The organism is Leptospira inadai serovar Lyme str. 10 (assembly GCF_000243675.2).
Classification (GTDB): domain Bacteria; phylum Spirochaetota; class Leptospiria; order Leptospirales; family Leptospiraceae; genus Leptospira_B; species Leptospira_B inadai.
This window is the reverse complement of the sequence record NZ_AHMM02000017.1, coordinates 324,483-342,272: the sequence shown is the minus strand read 5'-3', so window position 1 is coordinate 342,272 and position 17,790 is coordinate 324,483. Positions and strand designations below refer to the sequence as shown.

Annotated in this window: 13 protein-coding genes; 10 read left to right on the top strand and 3 right to left on the bottom strand. The window is 44.9% G+C overall.

The window, feature by feature from the left end:
• Window positions 1-3: 3 nt before the first annotated feature.
• The 8 genes from LEP1GSC047_RS10875 (at window position 4) to LEP1GSC047_RS10840 (ending at window position 11,710) form a co-directional block, all read left to right on the top strand.
• Window positions 4-1,740 (top strand): proline--tRNA ligase, encoded by a 1,737-nt coding sequence (locus LEP1GSC047_RS10875; RefSeq protein WP_010418090.1) that lies wholly within the window; start codon window positions 4-6, stop codon window positions 1,738-1,740.
• Window positions 1,741-1,761: 21 nt separating this feature from the next.
• The gene (gene trpB / locus LEP1GSC047_RS10870; RefSeq protein WP_010418093.1) at window positions 1,762-2,976 is read left to right on the top strand and encodes a tryptophan synthase subunit beta; all 1,215 of its coding nucleotides are present in this window, start codon (window positions 1,762-1,764) and stop codon (window positions 2,974-2,976) included.
• Entirely contained in the window at window positions 2,973-3,788 is an 816-nt protein-coding gene (gene trpA / locus LEP1GSC047_RS10865; protein ID WP_010418096.1) for a tryptophan synthase subunit alpha, read from the top strand. The genes trpB and trpA overlap by 4 nt, the downstream gene beginning before the upstream one ends.
• Window positions 3,789-3,993: 205 nt before the next feature.
• Window positions 3,994-6,321, top strand: coding sequence for an adenylate/guanylate cyclase domain-containing protein (locus tag LEP1GSC047_RS10860; RefSeq protein ID WP_010418100.1), 2,328 nt, complete (start codon window positions 3,994-3,996; stop codon window positions 6,319-6,321).
• A gap of 22 nt (window positions 6,322-6,343) precedes the next feature.
• Window positions 6,344-8,257, top strand: coding sequence for a 1-deoxy-D-xylulose-5-phosphate synthase (dxs, locus tag LEP1GSC047_RS10855; protein WP_010418102.1), 1,914 nt, complete (start codon window positions 6,344-6,346; stop codon window positions 8,255-8,257).
• Window positions 8,258-8,303: 46 nt separating this feature from the next.
• Window positions 8,304-8,774 carry a tetratricopeptide repeat protein gene (locus tag LEP1GSC047_RS10850; protein WP_010418104.1) on the top strand — a complete coding sequence of 157 codons (471 nt, stop codon included), beginning with the start codon at window positions 8,304-8,306 and terminating at the stop codon, window positions 8,772-8,774.
• Between the two features lie 900 nt (window positions 8,775-9,674).
• Entirely contained in the window at window positions 9,675-10,655 is a 981-nt protein-coding gene (locus LEP1GSC047_RS10845; RefSeq protein ID WP_010418107.1) for an alpha/beta hydrolase, read from the top strand.
• Window positions 10,652-11,710 (top strand): alcohol dehydrogenase, encoded by a 1,059-nt coding sequence (locus tag LEP1GSC047_RS10840; protein ID WP_010418109.1) that lies wholly within the window; start codon window positions 10,652-10,654, stop codon window positions 11,708-11,710. Before LEP1GSC047_RS10845 ends, LEP1GSC047_RS10840 begins: the two co-directional genes overlap by 4 nt.
• A 78-nt stretch (window positions 11,711-11,788) precedes the next feature.
• Here the strand turns inward: LEP1GSC047_RS10840 and LEP1GSC047_RS10835 are convergent, their stop codons facing one another.
• Window positions 11,789-12,289 (bottom strand): hypothetical protein, encoded by a 501-nt coding sequence (locus LEP1GSC047_RS10835; RefSeq protein ID WP_010418112.1) that lies wholly within the window; start codon window positions 12,287-12,289, stop codon window positions 11,789-11,791.
• Window positions 12,270-12,767 (bottom strand): hypothetical protein, encoded by a 498-nt coding sequence (locus LEP1GSC047_RS10830; RefSeq protein WP_020988753.1) that lies wholly within the window; start codon window positions 12,765-12,767, stop codon window positions 12,270-12,272. The genes LEP1GSC047_RS10835 and LEP1GSC047_RS10830 overlap by 20 nt, the downstream gene beginning before the upstream one ends.
• A 167-nt stretch (window positions 12,768-12,934) precedes the next feature.
• Here LEP1GSC047_RS10830 and LEP1GSC047_RS10825 point away from each other — a divergent pair, with 167 nt between their 5' ends.
• The gene (locus tag LEP1GSC047_RS10825) at window positions 12,935-13,621 is read left to right on the top strand and encodes a hypothetical protein (protein WP_010418117.1); all 687 of its coding nucleotides are present in this window, start codon (window positions 12,935-12,937) and stop codon (window positions 13,619-13,621) included.
• 161 nt (window positions 13,622-13,782) lie between these two features.
• Here the strand turns inward: LEP1GSC047_RS10825 and LEP1GSC047_RS10820 are convergent, their stop codons facing one another.
• Complete coding sequence (locus tag LEP1GSC047_RS10820; protein WP_010418119.1) at window positions 13,783-16,314, bottom strand: Crp/Fnr family transcriptional regulator; 2,532 nt, start codon at window positions 16,312-16,314, stop codon at window positions 13,783-13,785.
• Window positions 16,315-16,524: 210 nt separating this feature from the next.
• Here LEP1GSC047_RS10820 and LEP1GSC047_RS10815 point away from each other — a divergent pair, with 210 nt between their 5' ends.
• Entirely contained in the window at window positions 16,525-17,676 is a 1,152-nt protein-coding gene (locus tag LEP1GSC047_RS10815; RefSeq protein ID WP_039934848.1) for a DUF1343 domain-containing protein, read from the top strand.
• Window positions 17,677-17,790 lie beyond the last annotated feature (114 nt).

Genomic DNA, 17,790 nt, shown 5'->3' with positions numbered 1-17,790 from the left:
GGCATGAGAGCATCAAAATATATTTTACCGACTGAAAAAGAAAATCCCGCAGATGCGGTCGTTGCCTCACATCGATTGATGATCCGTGCCGGACTCGTCCGGAAATCGGGTTCGGGATTTTACTTCTTTTTACCCCTAGGATTAAGAGTCTTAAAAAAAATCGAGTCCATCGTTCGACAGGAGATGGACGCAACCGGGGCTTTGGAGTTCGAACTTCCGATATTAACCCCGTCGGAATTTTGGGAGCAGTCGGGGCGTTGGTCCGTCATGGGGCAGGAAATGTTCAGAGTGAAGGATCGGCATGGTCAATGGTATGCGCTCGGCCCGACGCACGAGGAATCCTTTTCCTATCTCATAAAACCGCTTTTGAAATCCTACAAGGATTTGCCGTTAAATGTTTACCAAATTCATACAAAGTTTCGGGACGAAATCAGGCCTAGATTCGGCGTAATCCGCTCCCGGGAGTTTATTATGAAAGATGCATATTCTTTTCACTTAGACGATGCTTCTTTAGATGCGACCTACCAGGATATGAGGACGGCGTATCGAAAAATCTTCCAGCGATGTGGACTAAAAACGATCCCGGTTCAGGCGGATTCGGGTGCCATGGGTGGCTCCGCCTCCGAAGAGTTTATGGTCGTTTCTCCGATAGGAGAAGAAACCCTATTGCTTTGCGGAAACTGCGGATACAATTCCAATAGCGAAAAGACCCCGTTTATTTCCACCGAAGCTTCGGCTCCGAGCGGCCCGAAAGAAAAGAAGGAAGTTTCGACCCCCGGTAAAAAAAGTATCCAGGAAGTCGCGGATCTTCTTTCCGTTCGTCCGGAAGATACTTTGAAAGCCGTAGCATTAAAAAACGGAAAAGAATCGGTTCTCGTCTTTTTACGGGGAGATCTGGAATTAAACGAACATAAACTAAAGGCCCATCTTAAATGGCCCGAGTTGGATTTAATACCGGAAGCCGAATTGAAATCCGCCGGACTCTTTCCGGGCTATATCGGACCCTCCGATGCCGATTCCTCGTTCCGAGTCATTTTGGATTCTTCCATTCGCAAAGACCAACCCTATATCGTAGGCGCCGGAAAGGAAGATGCCCATATTCAGGGCTATGTCCCCGCTAAGGAAATGAAGTCGGAATTCGAAACCGCGGATATCGCTTTGACTCGGGAGGGAGATCCCTGTCCGGATTGCGGAAAGCCTCTAAAAGCGGAAAAGGGAGTCGAAGTAGGGCATATTTTTAAATTAGGTGATAAATACACCAAGTCGTTCCAGATTCAAGTATTGGATCAACAGGGAAAAGCTAGGTCGCTTACCATGGGTTGTTACGGGATCGGAGTGAATCGTACGATGGCGACCGTCATCGAGCAATGCAACGACGAAAAGGGAATCTATTGGCCGATCAGTATCGCTCCTTTCGAAGTTTCTCTCGTGACTCTAGGAAAAGGTTCCGAGCAGGAAGCGAAGGCCAAGGAATTTTACGATGCTCTTTCGAGCGAGGGTTTCGAAGTTTTTTGGGACGATCGCGATCTCGGCCCGGGATTTAAGTTTAAGGATTCCGAATTGATCGGCTTTCCGATCCGGGTCACCGTCGGTAAGAAGTTCTTCGAAGCCGGAGAAATTTCCGTCTATAATAGGAAGAAAGACAAAGAAGAAGTTTTTACATTCAAGAACTTTGATGATCTCGTGAGTCGAGTAGAACGGTTGCGCCAGGAATTATACCAAGAGTTGGCGGAGGATTGATCCTCCGGAAGGATCCGATATATGGCTAAAGAACGCAGCTTCACGGAAAAAGAAGGATACTTCGGGGAATTCGGAGGAAGATACGCTCCGGAAATTCTCACCGAGGCTTTGATCGAACTGGAATCTACTTATAATCGACTTCGCAAAAGTAAGAAATTTAAGAAAGATCTGGAATACTATCAAAGAAATTATATCGGAAGACCTTCCCCCTTAACGTTTGCGGAGAAATTGACTCAAGCTTGGGGCGGCGCTAGAGTTTGGCTCAAGCGAGAAGATTTGAATCATACCGGCGCGCATAAAATTAATAATACGATCGGTCAGGCTTTAATTGCAAAGGCAATGGGGAAGAGGCGGGTAATCGCGGAAACCGGAGCGGGTCAACATGGAGTCGCGACTGCGACAGTGGGCGCCTTATTCGGATTTGAGACCGTAGTTTATATGGGAGAGGAAGATCTTCGTCGCCAGAAGTTGAACGAAATTCGCATGCAGATGTTAGGCGCGAAGGTAGTGGGAGTTTCTTCCGGAACTGCCACTCTAAAAGACGCGACATCGGAAGCGATGAGAGATTGGGCACTAAACGTCGCCGATACCCATTATATAGTAGGTTCGGTGATCGGGCCTCATCCCTTCCCGACGATCGTTCGGGATTTTCAAGCCGTAATCGGGCGAGAATCCAAAAAACAATTTCGAAAAACGAACGATAAATTGCCGGACGCGGTGGTTGCCTGTGTCGGGGGCGGTTCCAATGCGATGGGAATCTTTTACGATTTTTTACATGATAAAAAAGTAATATTATACGGGGTCGAGGCCGGAGGAAGAGGCTCCGCTCCGGGTGAACATTCCGCGACGATGTCGTTCGGAAAGACGGGTTTTTTACACGGAACCAAGACTTTAGTGATTCAAGACTCCAACGGTCAGGTCGTCCCCGCGCATTCCGTTTCCGCCGGTTTGGACTATCCGGGTGTCGGGCCCGAGCATGCTTACTTGCATAGCTCGGGTAGAGTCAAATACGAAACTGTTTCCGACGAAGGCGCCCTGGATTCGTTTTTAGAAGTGTGTCGTGTGGAAGGAATTATTCCCGCTCTCGAAACCGCGCATGCCTTCCACTTTGCAAAAAGTTTAGCGAAGGATTTGGGTAGGAAGAAAGATATATTGATTTGTCTCTCGGGCAGGGGCGATAAGGACGTCGCCGAAGTGGCTCGCTTAACGGGCATCATTAAAGGAGAAGTTCTTTGAGCGCAATTCGAAGCGTCTTTTCGGAAACCACCAGCACATTTATTCCTTATATTTCCCTGGGCGATCCGGATTATGATTCCTGCGTGGATTGGGCCGACGCTCTGATTCGCGGCGGGGCCGGAATATTGGAATTGGGAATTCCTTTTTCCGATCCGGTAGCCGACGGACCCGTGATCCAAAAAGCGTTTAAGAGGGCATTGGCCCATCCTTTTTCGATGGATCTGATTTTGGATACTACTGCGAGAATTTACGCAAAGCATCCCCATGTTCCTCTCGTTTACCTGACTTATTTTAATCCGATTTACAGTTATGGTTTCGAAGATTTCGCCGAAAAGGCCAAGGTTTCCGGAATTCAAGGAATGATTATCCCGGACCTTCCGTTCGACACTTCGGAAACCGGTGCTCTTTTCAAATCCCTAAAAAAAAGAGGAATCGATCTCATCCATTTGGTTACGCCCGCAACTCCGGCTTCCCGAATGAAAGGAATTCGCGAATTCGCGTCGGGCTTCGTTTATTACGTTACATCCTACGGAGTAACGGGTGAAAGAAAAGCCGTTTCGGAAGGTTTGGAAGATCGGATCCGATTTACCAAGACTCTTTTCGAACTTCCCGTTTGCGCCGGATTCGGAATTTCATCGCCGGAACAAGCGAAGGAAATTTCGGCGTATTCGGACGGAATTATCATCGGCTCGGCCGTGCAAAGGATCATCGAAGAGAACGGAACAAATTCGGAAGTTTGCAAAGAAAAATTATACGAATATGCTCGCTCTATTTCGAAGGCGCTTCGCGGTCATGGGACCCCGGAAATCTAAATCGAAGCCGAATCGGCAAATTGAATTTCGTTCTTCGTATGGAAAGGCTAAAAATAAATCTTTTTCCGAATGGCCGCGTTTCTGGATGAGGATTCCAGCGCCTTAACGACAGGATTGTTGATATTTTCTTTCCCAAGAACCGGAAGAAAATTGACGAATCCGGATCAGCGGTCAAAATCCTTCCAGTTTCCACTCGGAGGAAAGAATGAGCGAGTCTAAAACCCCCTTAAAACTATCGGTTCTGGACATAGTGTTCGGAACACTGACTGTGGTAGGGATTATTGCCCATCTTTATTACGCGTTCTTATCCAATTCTCCAATCGCTTTCAAAGCGCTGCTGGTCGGAGCATTCTTACTGCTTTCTTCCGCCTATTTCTTTTATAAACTGTTAGAGAAGCTTGTGACGAACAAGCAAACAATGGGTAGCCTATGGTTAGCCATCATCGTTTCCTTCTTCGTTTTCGATTTGTACGTGGTATTTACGCCTTTTTCGGATTTGGAGGAATCTTCGGTATCCTGGAGATTTAATCTTGTTAAAGGCGGAATTACCAAGAGTGAAAAAGAATCGGACGAAGGCACTATCGAATACATCAAATACAACCCGCCCGCCGGAGCTAGAAGAGATATCCAGATCATAGGAATTACCACCAATACCCTAGAAAGACTCGAAGGTGTTTGGCCTCTCCCTTGGAAGAACTATGCGAGCATAATCGATAAATTTAAGAACACTTCGAACCTGCTGATGTTCGATATTTTTTTCGTGGATTATAAACCCGGGCAAATGGAGGAGATGTCCAAGGCATTGGACGGAAATCCGAGGGTAATGTTCGACTACCCGATGGAGACCAGTTTGGAATCCAAGGAAGCGATCCTCAATTTGGAAAAACGAACCGAGGTTTTAAGAAAATATAAACTCGAGAACGTTCAAGACCCCGACGATATCGGGCAACCTTGGCTCAAATTTCCGCAGCCTCCCATCGAACAAATCGGTTCTAAATCGTCCGGTCTTGGATTCGCAAATATTAAGAAAGATGAAAGCGGCTTAAATCGCAGAATGCCCTTGGTCGCCAAGTTGGTAAACTCGGGCCCTTTTAAGGAAACGGAATATTTCCCTTCCATCGATTTGATTATCGCCTGCAACTATTACGGCGTAGACGTGCGTAAAGATACGGAAGTCGTCATGGGCAAATACGTTAAGATCAAAAATATTCCTAATCGTACGGTGACGAATTTTGATTTTAAAACCATGAAGCGGGAAACCAAGGATATCATGGCAAAACCTAACGACACTCGCGACGTCGTTATTCCTATAGACGAGTACGGACAAATGCAAATCAACTTTGCAGGCGGTTTGTATTCCTTCAGGAATACGGAACTCTTCGAAGTCGTTCAGATGTGGGACGAGAATGCGGCGGCACAGGTGGAAAATAATATTTTCCTGGTCGCGATGTATTATGCAACCGGGCGCGGGGCGGCAAAGGATACGCACTTATCTCCGTTCGGAGACATGTCGGGAATCGAACATCACGCGCATGCGATCAATACGATCTTAAATCAGGATTTCCTTCACGAAGTTCCCGAGTGGGGAAATTTTCTGATCTATTTGAGCATGGCTTTTCTCGTAGGTTTGGTGCTTCCCCGTCTGAAAACCTCCTGGGGGTTTCTATTTATCATCGTTCTCGCGTTTCTATACAGTGTTGTGACGCTATTGGATTTTTCCGAATTTAATTTGGTGCATATCTTTCCATCAGTGATCATAGAGTTGCTCTTCATTTTCGTAGGAATCATCGGATATAAAATTTTAACGGAAGAAGAGAACGTAAAATATATCAGAAGCACATTCTCGAAATTCGTATCGAAGGATGTCGTGGACGAACTCCTTAAAAATCCGGAGAATTTGAATCTGGGAGGATCCAAGCGAGACATCACGATCTTCTTCTCGGATATCCGCGGATTCACCACAATGTCGGAAAAAATGGGACCAGAGGAACTTGTTCAATTTTTGAACCAGTATCTTTCCGAAATGACGGAGATCATAATCGAATTTAAGGGAACGATTGATAAATACATGGGGGATGCGATCATGGCTTTCTGGGGGGCTCCGGTTCCTTTAGAAGATCATGCCTATTACGCTTGTGCGGCGGCCCTCGCTCAAATGCGAAGGTTAGCCGTCTTGAAAGAGGAATGGAAAAGCAGGGATCTCCCCATGATGGATATCGGTATTGGATTGAATTCCGGACCCGCCGTAGTCGGAAATATGGGGAGTTCCCACCGCATGGATTACACCTGTATGGGGGATACGATCAACCTGGGTTCGCGCTTGGAAGGATCGAACAAGGAATACGCCACCAATATCATTATTTCAGAATATACATATGAAAAGGTCAAGGACCGTATAATTGCCAGAGAATTGGATTTGGTCAAGGTGAAAGGAAAGACGAAGCCTGTTCGAATCTATGAACTGATCGATTTAGTAAACGAAGAAGATCTCAAAATATTACGGAGACCTCTTCACGCTGCGGAGCAGTCCTAATGACCGTTAGACGACGGAATTCATGCAACAGCAACAACCGAATCTCGATGGCATCCGTATTCCCGCGGACCTCAGAAAACTTCCATTGGAGGAGTTGCCCCGGCTCTGTGCCGAGGTTCGAAACTATATTATAGATACCCTTTCGGGAATCGGCGGTCATTTTGCCAGCAATCTCGGAGTAGTCGAGCTTACCGTAGCATTGCATTACGTTTTCGATACGCCGAATGATCGTTTGATTTGGGACGTCGGTCATCAAACCTACCCGCATAAAATTCTAACAGGCAGGAAGGATAAACTTTCCACCGTTCGAAAATTCAAAGGCTTATCCGGTTTTCCGAAACGGGAAGAGTCGGTTTACGATTTGTACAATACGGGTCATGCCGGTACGTCGATTTCCCAAGCGTTAGGTGAGGCGGTTGCGAGAGATCTGACCGGCAAAAATTATAACGTAGTAGCGATTATCGGAGATGCCTCGATCGCTACCGGCATGGCCTTGGAAGCCTTAAATCATGCAGGCCATTTAAAGAAGGATCTCCTTGTCATTCTGAACGATAATTATATGTCGATTTCTAAGAATGTCGGATCGATTTCGAGTTATTTAAATAATATTATAAGTTCCCATTTTTATTTGAATTGGAAAAGGATATTTTATACTTTTTTAAAGTGGTTTCCGATTGTGGGTCCGGCAATGGAAAGTTTTTTCAAAAAGGTGGAAAAGGGATTCAAGGACGTTTTTACTCCCGGCGGTTTATTCGAAGATTTAGGTTTCGGATATATAGGTCCCGAAGACGGCCACGACGTGATTCGACTCGTTACCATGCTTCGCAAACTTAAAACGATGAAAGGACCCGTATTATTTCATGTGATCACCCAAAAAGGGAAAGGATATAGCCCGGCCGAAAAGGATCCGATTAAATACCATGGAGTGACTCCATTTAGAAAAGAAGATGGAGCTATGGATTCGGGAGACGATTCTAAAATTTCTTATTCCAAGATCGTCGGAAAAGTATTAACCCAATTAACGGAAAAAAATCCGAAAATAGCCGCGATTACTCCCGCGATGATCGAAGGATCCGGTCTCGGAGAGTATGTTGCCAAATTCCCGGATCATGTTTTTGACGTCGGAATTGCCGAGCAACATTCGGTTGCGTTCGCCGGAGCCATGACGAACGGGGATATCATTCCTTATATGTGCATTTACTCCACCTTCTTGACCAGGGCGATGGATCAGTTAGTCGAAGACGTTTCGCTTATGAATTTACCGGTGCGTTTCGTGATTGATCGTGCGGGCTGCGTGGGTCCGGACGGGGAGACTCATCAAGGGCTATTCGATTTGAATTATCTTTTATCTTTACCGAATATGGATGTTTTTGTCCCTTCTTCCGGACAGGATTTGGTGGATTCCCTTCGCTTCTTGGAGACGTACGATAAATCTCCGATCGCAATCCGATTCCCGAAAGCTTCGGTGGATATTTCCGGTTTGGATTTTTCTTCGAAACTCGAGCTAAATCCGGGTTCGTTTAGAGTATTGCGCAGGGGATCGGATATCGCGATTCTCTCGATCGGTTCCATGCTAGATGAAGCTAAAAAAGCGGCCGCATTTTTAGAGAACGAAGGCCTCTCCGTCGCGCTTATCGATTTGGTATGGTTAAGACCGCTTGGAAAGGAAGCGTTGGATGAGGAACTTTCGAAAGTCCGATATTTTACCATTTTGGATGAGAGCTATGTGGATGGCGGAGCATCCGGTTATCTTCTAAATAGAATTTCACCGGAATATCTTTCCAGATTCTTGAAAACGTTCGGCTTTCCGTCGGAACCGATTCATCACGGAGAACGAAAAGAAATCTTTCTCGAATACGGATTAGATGGTGCCGCGATTGCTAGATCTTTGTTAGGTTTGGTAAAGAAGGAAGTCATGCACGGAAAACATAATTAAGCTCTCGGCTTTAGAGACCGAAAATAAAAGAAAAACGGGTAGATAATTGGAAAGTCTGACACCTGAAGATAAGCTTGAAGCCTCAAAATTCTTTTATAAAATCGGAGATTTGGATCGTTCCGAATTTCTACTGAAATCCTTCCTAGAACAAACGGAAGATCATGAAGCATATTTTTTCTTGGGATTAATCGAAAACCAGAGGTCAAACTGGCAAAAAGGTCTCTATTATTTTTACCGATCGGTGGAAACGAATTCGGAATACGGTAATCCGTGCAATGAGATAGGCATACTGCTCCTCCGATTGGGAAGAGAAAGGGAGTCTGTTTATTGGCTGAAGAAATCCCTGCGTTGCCGATTAAACGACGCTCCTCACATTTCACTTTTCAACTTGGCAACGTTATATAAAATTTGGAATCGCCCGGAACGCTCTCTTCAATACCTACATAAAGCGATCGTAATCAAGCCAGATTTCGAAGAGGCAAAACGTTTACGGGAAGAATTGAACTCGGCGTTCTGAGACCGTTAAAATTCAGACCGATCACTAATCCTGCGATCAAGATTTATTATCGCAGGATTAGTTTAAGAAATCCTTATATTGTTCCCTTCGATTCATCCTAATCCGAAAGTAATACTGGGATCGTAAAATTGAAAATTATCCGATAACGCATTGCCGGATCCGAAACGGAGGACAGATGACAGAGGACTGAAGACAGAACATTGACGAGCAGGGTTCCCATGTTCTATGGAAAGATTCCTGTGTTATAGGGGATTTTTCCACGTCTTCCACTGCCTTTCCAACTAGTAGCAGCTTCTGTCTAGCGTGAGCAAAGCGAACGCGTCTGTCTTCCGGAGGACAGATGACAGAGGACTGAAGACAGAACATTGACGAGCAGGGTTTCCATATTCTATGGAAAGATTCCTGTGTTATAGGGGATTTTTCCCCGTCCTCCTCTGCCTTTCCAACTAGTAGCAGCTTCTGTCTAGCGTGAGCAAAGCGAACGCGTCTGTCTTCCGGAGGACAGATGACAGAGGACTGAAGACAGAACATTGACGAGCAGGGTTCCCATGTTCTATGGAAAGATTCCTATGTTATAGGGGATTTTTCCACGTCTTCTACTGCCTTTCCAACTAGTAGCAGCTTCTGTCTATCGTGAGCAAAGTGAACGCGTCTGTCCTCAGTCCTCTGTCTTCTAACTCCTACACGGATTTTGACGAGTTTAATTTGTCATTCTCGAATTCCTCTTAAATAGAGCTGTAGACTGGAATTTCCCTCCGACGAGACAAGAGTTTTATGCAGATTTTCTAATTCCTTCGAACCGAATGATAAATTGGAACGACAAGAGCAATTTTTGAGTTTATCTTTGATTTGTTTTCGATATCCAATCGTGAATGAAATTTAGTTCGGGGAAATTATAATATGGAATTAGCTCCGGAGATGGCAGACTACGTGCAAAAGATTTTATCCTTGGGGTTGAAAGGATTTAGTGAAGGAACTCCTCGCCAGAGGAGGGAAGGATACTCCGCGATTCGGTCCCTTTTAGGAGAAGGGCCGGAGATGAGCGACATTTCCGATACTTCGATTTTAACTTCAAACGGAAAGCTAATCGTAAGAAATTACATTCCGAAAAATGAAATTCGCTCCCGCATTCTTTATTTCCATGGAGGCGGTTGGGTCGTCGGAAATTTGAATGATTTTGATCCGTTTGCAAGGTTATTAGCGAACGGAACTTCAAGCTCGGTTTCTCTCGTCGATTATCGACTTGCTCCCGAGTTTCCATTCCCTGCCGCAATCGAGGATGCGACTCTTGCTTTAGAATGGATTGCCACGCGGGAAGATCGGGAAAAATTTCCCCTGGTCGTGGCTGGCGACAGTGCGGGAGGAAATCTTGCCTCCGTTATTGTGAGAGAAGCTAGAGATAAAAAATGGCCGAAGATCGATCTGCAAGTTTTAATTTATCCCGTAACTGATGCTAATTTCGAAACTCATTCCTACAAAACCTTTGAACAAGGACCCGGACTTACTCGAAAGGATATGGAATGGTTTTGGAATCAATATATTCCAGACAAGAGTAAACGAAACGATCCCAGGGCCTCGCCTCTACAAGCCGAAAGCTTGCGAGATCTCCCTCCGACGATTATCTTTACGGCCGGGTTGGATCCTCTGAGAGATGACGGAGAATTATATGCGGATCGGTTGGCCTCCGAAGGCGTGCCGACTTATTTTAAACGTTTCGACGGTTATACGCATGGCTTCTTTACGAAGGCAAATATCTTATCCGCGCCTGCGGAAGGAATCCGGGAAATTTCAAATATAATCGAGGGAATGATTCAGGGTGAGTCGAATCAGCGCCTTTCATTCAGTGGGAAAAACTATCATGAGACGGGTGAAACACTTTGAAGCGAGTTCAGTTAATCGATTTCGGAAAACCTCTCGTTTTGAATATAGCGCCCGATCCAATTCCGGAAGACAACGAAGTCTTGCTCGAAGTTCTGGCTTGCGGAGTCTGCCATTCCGATCTGCATATTCGGGAAGGTTATTACGAATTGGGATCGGGGAAAAAAATGTGGGTGAAAGATCGCGGCGTATCGCTTCCTTTAACACCCGGTCATGAGGTTGTCGGAAGGATACTGAAAATCGGATCAAAAGTAGCTGGAGTTTTTGTCGGTGAACTTTTTTTAGTTTATCCATGGATCGGATGTGACGTCTGCTCGGAATGCCAGGCCGATTTACCGCATCTTTGCGCGTCGCCGAAATCCTTAGGAGTGTATCAAGATGGGGGCTATTCGGATCGCATTTTGGTTCCCGACAAAAAATGGCTGATTCCGATCGGAAATTTGAAACCGGAAGTTGCCTGCTCCTATGCTTGTGCCGGATTGACGGCATTCAGCGCTTTAAAGAAAGCGTTGCCATTATCGGAAAAAGAAACCTTAGTAATCATCGGAGCCGGAGGCCTAGGTTTTTTTGCAGCGCAGATTGTTCGGTGTCTAACGAACGCCAATATTATTTTCTTGGATGTCGATTCGGATCGATTGAAAAAAATAGGGGAATTTGATTCGTCGTTTCATACGATACTCTCGAGCGCGGGCGAGGCCGAGATCCGTAAGTCGATCGGAGCATCCGGTGCAAAGTCCATCGTTGATTTCGTAAATAACTCCGAGACGGCCGCACTGGCATTTTCGCTATTAAGCAAGAATGGGAAACAAATTTGTGTCGGGTTATTCGGGGGTGAAGTCACTTTACAAACCCCGATCATCGCCCTCAAGAATCTTAAAATACAAGGTAGTTACACGGGGTCTCCGAGCGAACTTACGGAATTGTTGAGCTTGGTATCTAATAACCGATTACTTCCGGTTCCCATTCATTTAGCCTCGTTAAACGACGCGAATTCGATCTTGGATTCCATGGCAGGCGGGAAAGGAGTAGGGAGAACCGTTCTTATCCCGACGAGTTAATATAACGTAATATTCTAAATTCGATCGAAAATTTGCGATTGTAATCTTGCGATCGGAAATTTCGACAATAAAGAGGATTTAACTTTCATTTCGGAATTCGTCCGGAAGTTGAACTTCCGGACCCTCGGAGGTTTCCTTTAATTCTCTTTTTTCCGTCGTAGTCCGAAGCAGGTGACCTGTTTCCGTCTCTTCGATATATTTCGAAAGTTCCGCCGAAACATTTCTCGCGATCTTAAATTTTAAGAGCCTATTCCCTTTTTTTTTCGCGATTAAAATTCCGTCTCGGTCCGTCGATAATTCCAGTTCGGAAAGACTTAGCTCGTCCCCTCCGTCTGTCAAAAAGGTTAGATTACCGGCGATCTCCGATACTCGAATCAAATTTACCGGATAACCTTCAAGGTGAACGTAACCGTTTTCGGAAAGGTCACCGTATTGATTATCGATATACACGCCGTCGGGCGCCTCCTTGAGGTTTTTGCGAAAATAGGAGAGTACGTCCCTCTGTTCGATTTTCGTTCCTCGAAATATCCAATCTCCGTTGGACAGAACTTTGATTTCGCTATCGAGACGTCTTGCCATCTTCTTCCGGTTCTTTATAGCGAAACGCGATACCCTCTAAAACGCGGGCTTCTTGAGGCAACTCCGCGAAGTTTGCAGAATATCCGTTTGCGGTCCCGCTTTGAAAAATAGTCGGAGGCATCGAAACTATCCCTTTTGCCGCCAGAAACATTCCGTCCATCCCGCGATCGAACAATTCTTTCTTTATTTGATCGTAATAATATTTGTCGGTCTTGCCGTCTCCGAAATTACGAATAAGAATTCTTCCATAAACCTCGTATTCTCGTCGCCTTGGCGCTTCTTTGAGTATTTCGATATCTTTCCAAGACTGTTTATGGGTCCGTATTAGATCTTCTCGATAAACGATATCCGGAATGAATTCAACGGATTGACAGGAATACAGGAAAAAAAGTAAAAACAGGAACCGGCTAAGCTCGAAAAATAAAGATCTTTTAAACCGATGGAAAGGTGGTTTCTCGAGGATGGCCATCTTTTCCATTCAGGAAATCGTTTCCTGGGAGGACAAGCCGTTTTTACGGTGCAAAAAACTAGGCTTTTCAGATCCGTTTTTTTAGTATACTATCACTGGATAGCCGGTAAGTTATCGCGGAATTATGAAGCATCCGTATCCTGGTTCCTCACGGCGTGTCCTGCAACGCCATTTATATGGAAGATATAGAACTTAAAAAACGAGCGAGGGAGAATGTCCTTAAAATAGGTTATTGTAACCTAGACGAGCTCGAGGAAAAAGTTAAGGCATTCCGGGTAATGAACCAGAATGCCGCTAAAAAAAGATATCTGATTACTAGGGAACCCATTGCGGACACAACGGGAAAAATTCTCGTCCCGAAGGCTGCAGAGATAGACATTTCAACGGCTAAATTACTCCGCCGGCATTTTAAGGGTTCCGTCGAGTTTAAGACGTTTCAACCGGATGAGGGAATCGTTATCATCTCCGACATGACCTCCGCCGAGGGAGTATCCTTTACTATGGATATCGTGACTCAGATTATGAATCTTGGGGGCGGGGCCTATGAAGGATTCATCGATAGAGTGGATAGTTTCGGCGATTTTATCAACTTATTGAAAAAGTCATTATTTCCGCGGTTAATCATTATCGGATACATTCCGACCGAAAAAATACAAGGCGAACTGTTAAACTTTGTTCGAGTGAAGCGAGTGGACAATTATTTGCGTGCGATGGAATTAACTCACACGGCTTTTAAGCCCACTCCGTATTTTCCGAAGGTACGGCAAATCGAAATTTCACCGGAAGACCCCAAATCTTGGGGGCGCTTTGTCGTTGAAATCGTTCGAGAATACACTCGCCCTTACTTACTCGAAGACGTTTAATTCGAAATAAGTCATCCTCTCAATTTAGAATATTCTTTGAGACGGTTCGTTTGTCTGTTGGAGTTCCTAGTTATTGGAGTTCTCACGAGTCCGAGCAGGGATATAGCCGAACGATTTCGTTGCCAGTTCCAAAAAAGAAAAGAGACCAAATATACTCGTTTTCAAACTCTATAGAATTCGAGATTTTCACGCAACGGATCGGGCAGTGATCCAAGTGCGTTAATATATTTTTTATAACGGTTTTCTAACTCCGTAAATTTCCGACTCCGAATGTTAATGAATCTGTTATTAATTTCGCTAAATGCAGGCATCTTAGAAACTTTTTCCCGAATCGGCCGCGAAAATGGGATATGTCTATAGAAAATGCTGCGCACCACACGGTTCAATCGTTGCACGCTTTCCGACTCATACTTGATCCAGAGCTGATAATCATTCGCGAATATATCCCGCTCGTTCCTGAAACGTTTAAATTCCGCGGCCAGCTTCTCCTTCACTTCGATCGAGAGATCCTTGTTCTTTTTATAGAACTGAACGTAGTCCATATAATCGGCTGTGATCGAAGGATTTCCTACGTTATTCCACTCCGGCCCTAAAATACTTTTGCAGAGTTCCCATCGGAAGGCGGCAAACGCATCGATGAGAAGCGATTTTAAATCTCCTTGCACGAATACCGGTAAAACGATGCGACCCCGACTTTCTTTCGAACCGGACCCCCTGTGGACGGATAGTTCCTGCCACATCATGATTTTACTTCCGATGGAAGGCACTATAATGAAATCGGGAATGACTGCTTTTTGCACGAATTCTTTATTAATGCCCATTTCCGGATTATTGTAGATCACTTCCCGATTAAATACCGAGAAGTCGATACCCATGACGTCGTGAATGGCATCCGTAAGCATCTTTTTCGTAACGTAAGCTTTCCCGAGAGGAATTTGAGAATGGAATTTAGTCAGAATCGGTAGATAAGTAGCAAGAGATCCGGTCGTTAGCCTAACATTCGCTTCGTACATCGCACCGAATTCGAATTTTAATCGCGCTTCGGGATTATCGATATCGGGAGGGAGATCGGATTCTTTTTTGAAAACGGCATTTCTATTATCCATTTTCACTTTATCAAAGAAATTTTGTCCCAATTCATCAAGGGATGTCGGTGCTTCCCGTTTATAAATCCTTTCTAACCATTCGGTTCCATAATGAATCGGAATATCCGAAACGGAGGTGATCGCATCCTTGAACGTGGACATAAATACGAGTTGAGAATCGTCCAAAAGAGTCTCGTCAAAAAATCCGTATTTGAGCATCAGATCGACCGGCTTAGGAACGTTCTTATTCGTATTTAAATATTTTTGAAAACATCCAGCATAGATATCAAAATAGATTTTCGTAATGGATCTTCGCAGTTTCCTCGTATCATTATCCGATTCCAACGGATTTTTCATGGACTTTAGCTTTACCATGAGAGCGGAGAATTCTTTTATTGCGTCTCCGCCCAGACCGGAATACTGGATGATCGTGGATGCGGAATTTTGAAGTTCTTTTCGTATCGCTGTCGCGTCTGCCGACGAGTCCACGTCGATAGATCCGTTCGTAGAGGCCGATTGGGTTTGGGGTAAAACTTCATATTTTTTCGAAAGTCCGACGGTTTTTTCGATAAAGCTGCGTAAATTGGGCGAAGGGTTCGGCATCCCGGTGCCAAACAGGGACTGATGCCCCGCTAATGCTTTTTCGATTTTTTGAGATAGAGTTTGCAGAACCGGGACGACGAATTCGGGCGGGGCAGTCGAATAACCGTTTGCAGTCATATCTAAAATTAAATAGAATTTTTCGGCGATGCTTTCATCTCCTCCTAATAAGAATCGAAAGACTTCCTCCAATTCTTCCAATACGACCTTCGTGCTTCCGGTTAAATCGTTTTGAACTTTTCCCAACTTTTCGCAAATATAGGAAACCATCGTGGGATCGGGCGTAAACAATTGCGCCAGTAGGTTTGGATCCGCAAGAATCAGCTTTCGAAGGAAATTAAATTCCGAATCTTGAAATTCAATTTCTTCCGGATAATATTTTAACAATTGCTGAGAATGATCCTCGTCAATGTAGGTAGGGGTCGGTCGTTCCGGTAACAAACCGCCGTTTTCGAAGTAGTTCTTTAAATTTTCTCGAGCCAGTCTAAGGATCGGATCCACAATATCCGAACCGGGTTCGTTAATAGGCTGGCCCGGCTTAATATCCGGAAAAACTCCCGGATTGAATTGATAATAAAGAAGGGAAAAATTATCGTTCGATTTTCCTAGATCCGACGCAATTTTCCTGAGTTGATTGGTCCGCTTAAAAAGTTCGGTGATCTCCCTGAGTAATGATCTACCGACCATAATTCCAAGCGAGGAACGTGCCGCGAGGGAACGGGCAACAGTCGATGGCGACATAACATAAGTGGATAAAATGCATTCCTGCTCGGCGATGATCGTGCATGGGTATCGCCCCCCTGCAAATAAGGCGGTCGCACCCGGTGTAAGATTCGCTCCGGAAAGTTTGAAAAGCTCTAATTTCCTACCCTTGGGACCCTCGATTACGTATCGTAAAGCGCCGCTATGTAAAACATTGAGAGAATTTACCGCCGATCCCTCCGAAAAGAGAGTGGTTCCTGCCGGAATAGTTACTTTTTGGTTTGGAATACTTGTATCTAAGGCCATACGTTCGCTAAAGAGAGCAAATTAAGAAGAAAACAATCCTTCATCGATCCGGGAAACTCTTTTTCTAAGATCGGCTTTAAAAACCCGGCAACTAAGAGGTGAACCGCTTTAGGAACCGACTTTTAGGGGAGTTCGATCTAGGCTACTTCGACGGAGAGATTTCTCTACTGCTTGACTGATTTCATTCTCGCAAGAATGCTCCTAAGCGAAATGAAGAAAATGGACTCCTTATTATCCGGATCGAAAATCGGGATGCTTACGAATCAGAGTGCTTACGGATGGGAACACGAGTATCACTTTCGAACCGTCAGTAAGAAATACGGGTTAAAAAAACTTTTCTTACCGGAGCACGGACTCTTTGCCGAATTGCAGGATCAAATTTCGGGCGCCTCGCTCAAATATGATTTAGAAGACACCGAAATTTTAAATTTGTACGGGGATTCCGAAGATACTCTGATTCCTTCCCAAGATTCATTGGGTGGAATAGATACGATTTTAATCGATATTCGAGACATAGGGGCAAGGTATTACACCTTTTTGACTTCGGCCCTTTACTTGATGCAGGCCGTGGATCGTCGAAATCGCAGCGGTTCGGAAAAAATTAAGATAGTCGTTTTTGATTCTCCTAATCCGGCGGGAACGGGAATCGAAGGAAGTCCTCTGCAATCGGAATATGCTTCGTTCGTGGGAGTGGAAGGAGTTCCTCACAGACATGGGCTTACCTCCGCCGGACTCTTAAAATTTTATAAGGATAAATTCAAATTAGATCTTGAATTCTATTCTATTAACAAAGTTTATCCGGATCGATACGACCCATTCTTATGGGTTCCACCGTCCCCGAATATTCCCGCGATTTCGACATGCTACGTTTATGCCGGTTTATGTTTACTTGAAGGAACGAATTTATCGGAAGGAAGAGGTACTACGCGTCCGTTCGAAACTTTCGGCGTTCCTTATATCGATTATAGCAATGAAAATCTCAGGCGAAAATTGGAGGAACCGCAGAGAGGAGTCTTTCATCTGAGACCGTTGAGATTTATACCGACGTTTCACAAATACGCGGGCGAAGTTTGCGGGGGTTATCAGATTTTATTGGAAAAACCTGCAAAATTTCATAGCCTACTTTTCGGATTGCATCTGTTGAGAACCGTTCAGGAAACTTACCCTCGAGACTTTTCCTATTTGCAGGGTCCTTACGAATTTCGATCCGATAGACCTGCAATCGAACTATTGGTAGGGGATAAATTTCTATTGAAATATTTAGAAGGGAAATCTTCGTTTCTTGAAGTTGAGGAATATCTCTCCGAGGCGGAATCGCATTGGAAGAAAGAGATAACTGCATGTCAGAGGACGGAGGATTGACGCGCTCGCTTTCAGAAGACAGAGGTCAGAGGACGGAAGACAGTAGCTGCTAGAAATTGAAAAAGTTACTGAAGTAGAGGAAAGACCCCCTGTAACACAGGAATCTTTCTCCAG

Coding starts and splice junctions, on each gene's coding strand:
- trpB (WP_010418093.1), top strand. CDS start 1,762: ATGGCTAAAGAACGCAGCTTCACGGAAAAAGAAGGATACTTCGGGGAA.
- LEP1GSC047_RS10815 (WP_039934848.1), top strand. CDS start 16,525: ATGAAGAAAATGGACTCCTTATTATCCGGATCGAAAATCGGGATGCTT.
- LEP1GSC047_RS10830 (WP_020988753.1), bottom strand. CDS start 12,767: ATGGAAAAGATGGCCATCCTCGAGAAACCACCTTTCCATCGGTTTAAA.
- LEP1GSC047_RS10820 (WP_010418119.1), bottom strand. CDS start 16,314: ATGGCCTTAGATACAAGTATTCCAAACCAAAAAGTAACTATTCCGGCA.
- LEP1GSC047_RS10860 (WP_010418100.1), top strand. CDS start 3,994: ATGAGCGAGTCTAAAACCCCCTTAAAACTATCGGTTCTGGACATAGTG.
- LEP1GSC047_RS10835 (WP_010418112.1), bottom strand. CDS start 12,289: ATGGCAAGACGTCTCGATAGCGAAATCAAAGTTCTGTCCAACGGAGAT.
- dxs (WP_010418102.1), top strand. CDS start 6,344: ATGCAACAGCAACAACCGAATCTCGATGGCATCCGTATTCCCGCGGAC.
- LEP1GSC047_RS10845 (WP_010418107.1), top strand. CDS start 9,675: ATGGAATTAGCTCCGGAGATGGCAGACTACGTGCAAAAGATTTTATCC.
- LEP1GSC047_RS10825 (WP_010418117.1), top strand. CDS start 12,935: ATGGAAGATATAGAACTTAAAAAACGAGCGAGGGAGAATGTCCTTAAA.
- LEP1GSC047_RS10875 (WP_010418090.1), top strand. CDS start 4: ATGAGAGCATCAAAATATATTTTACCGACTGAAAAAGAAAATCCCGCA.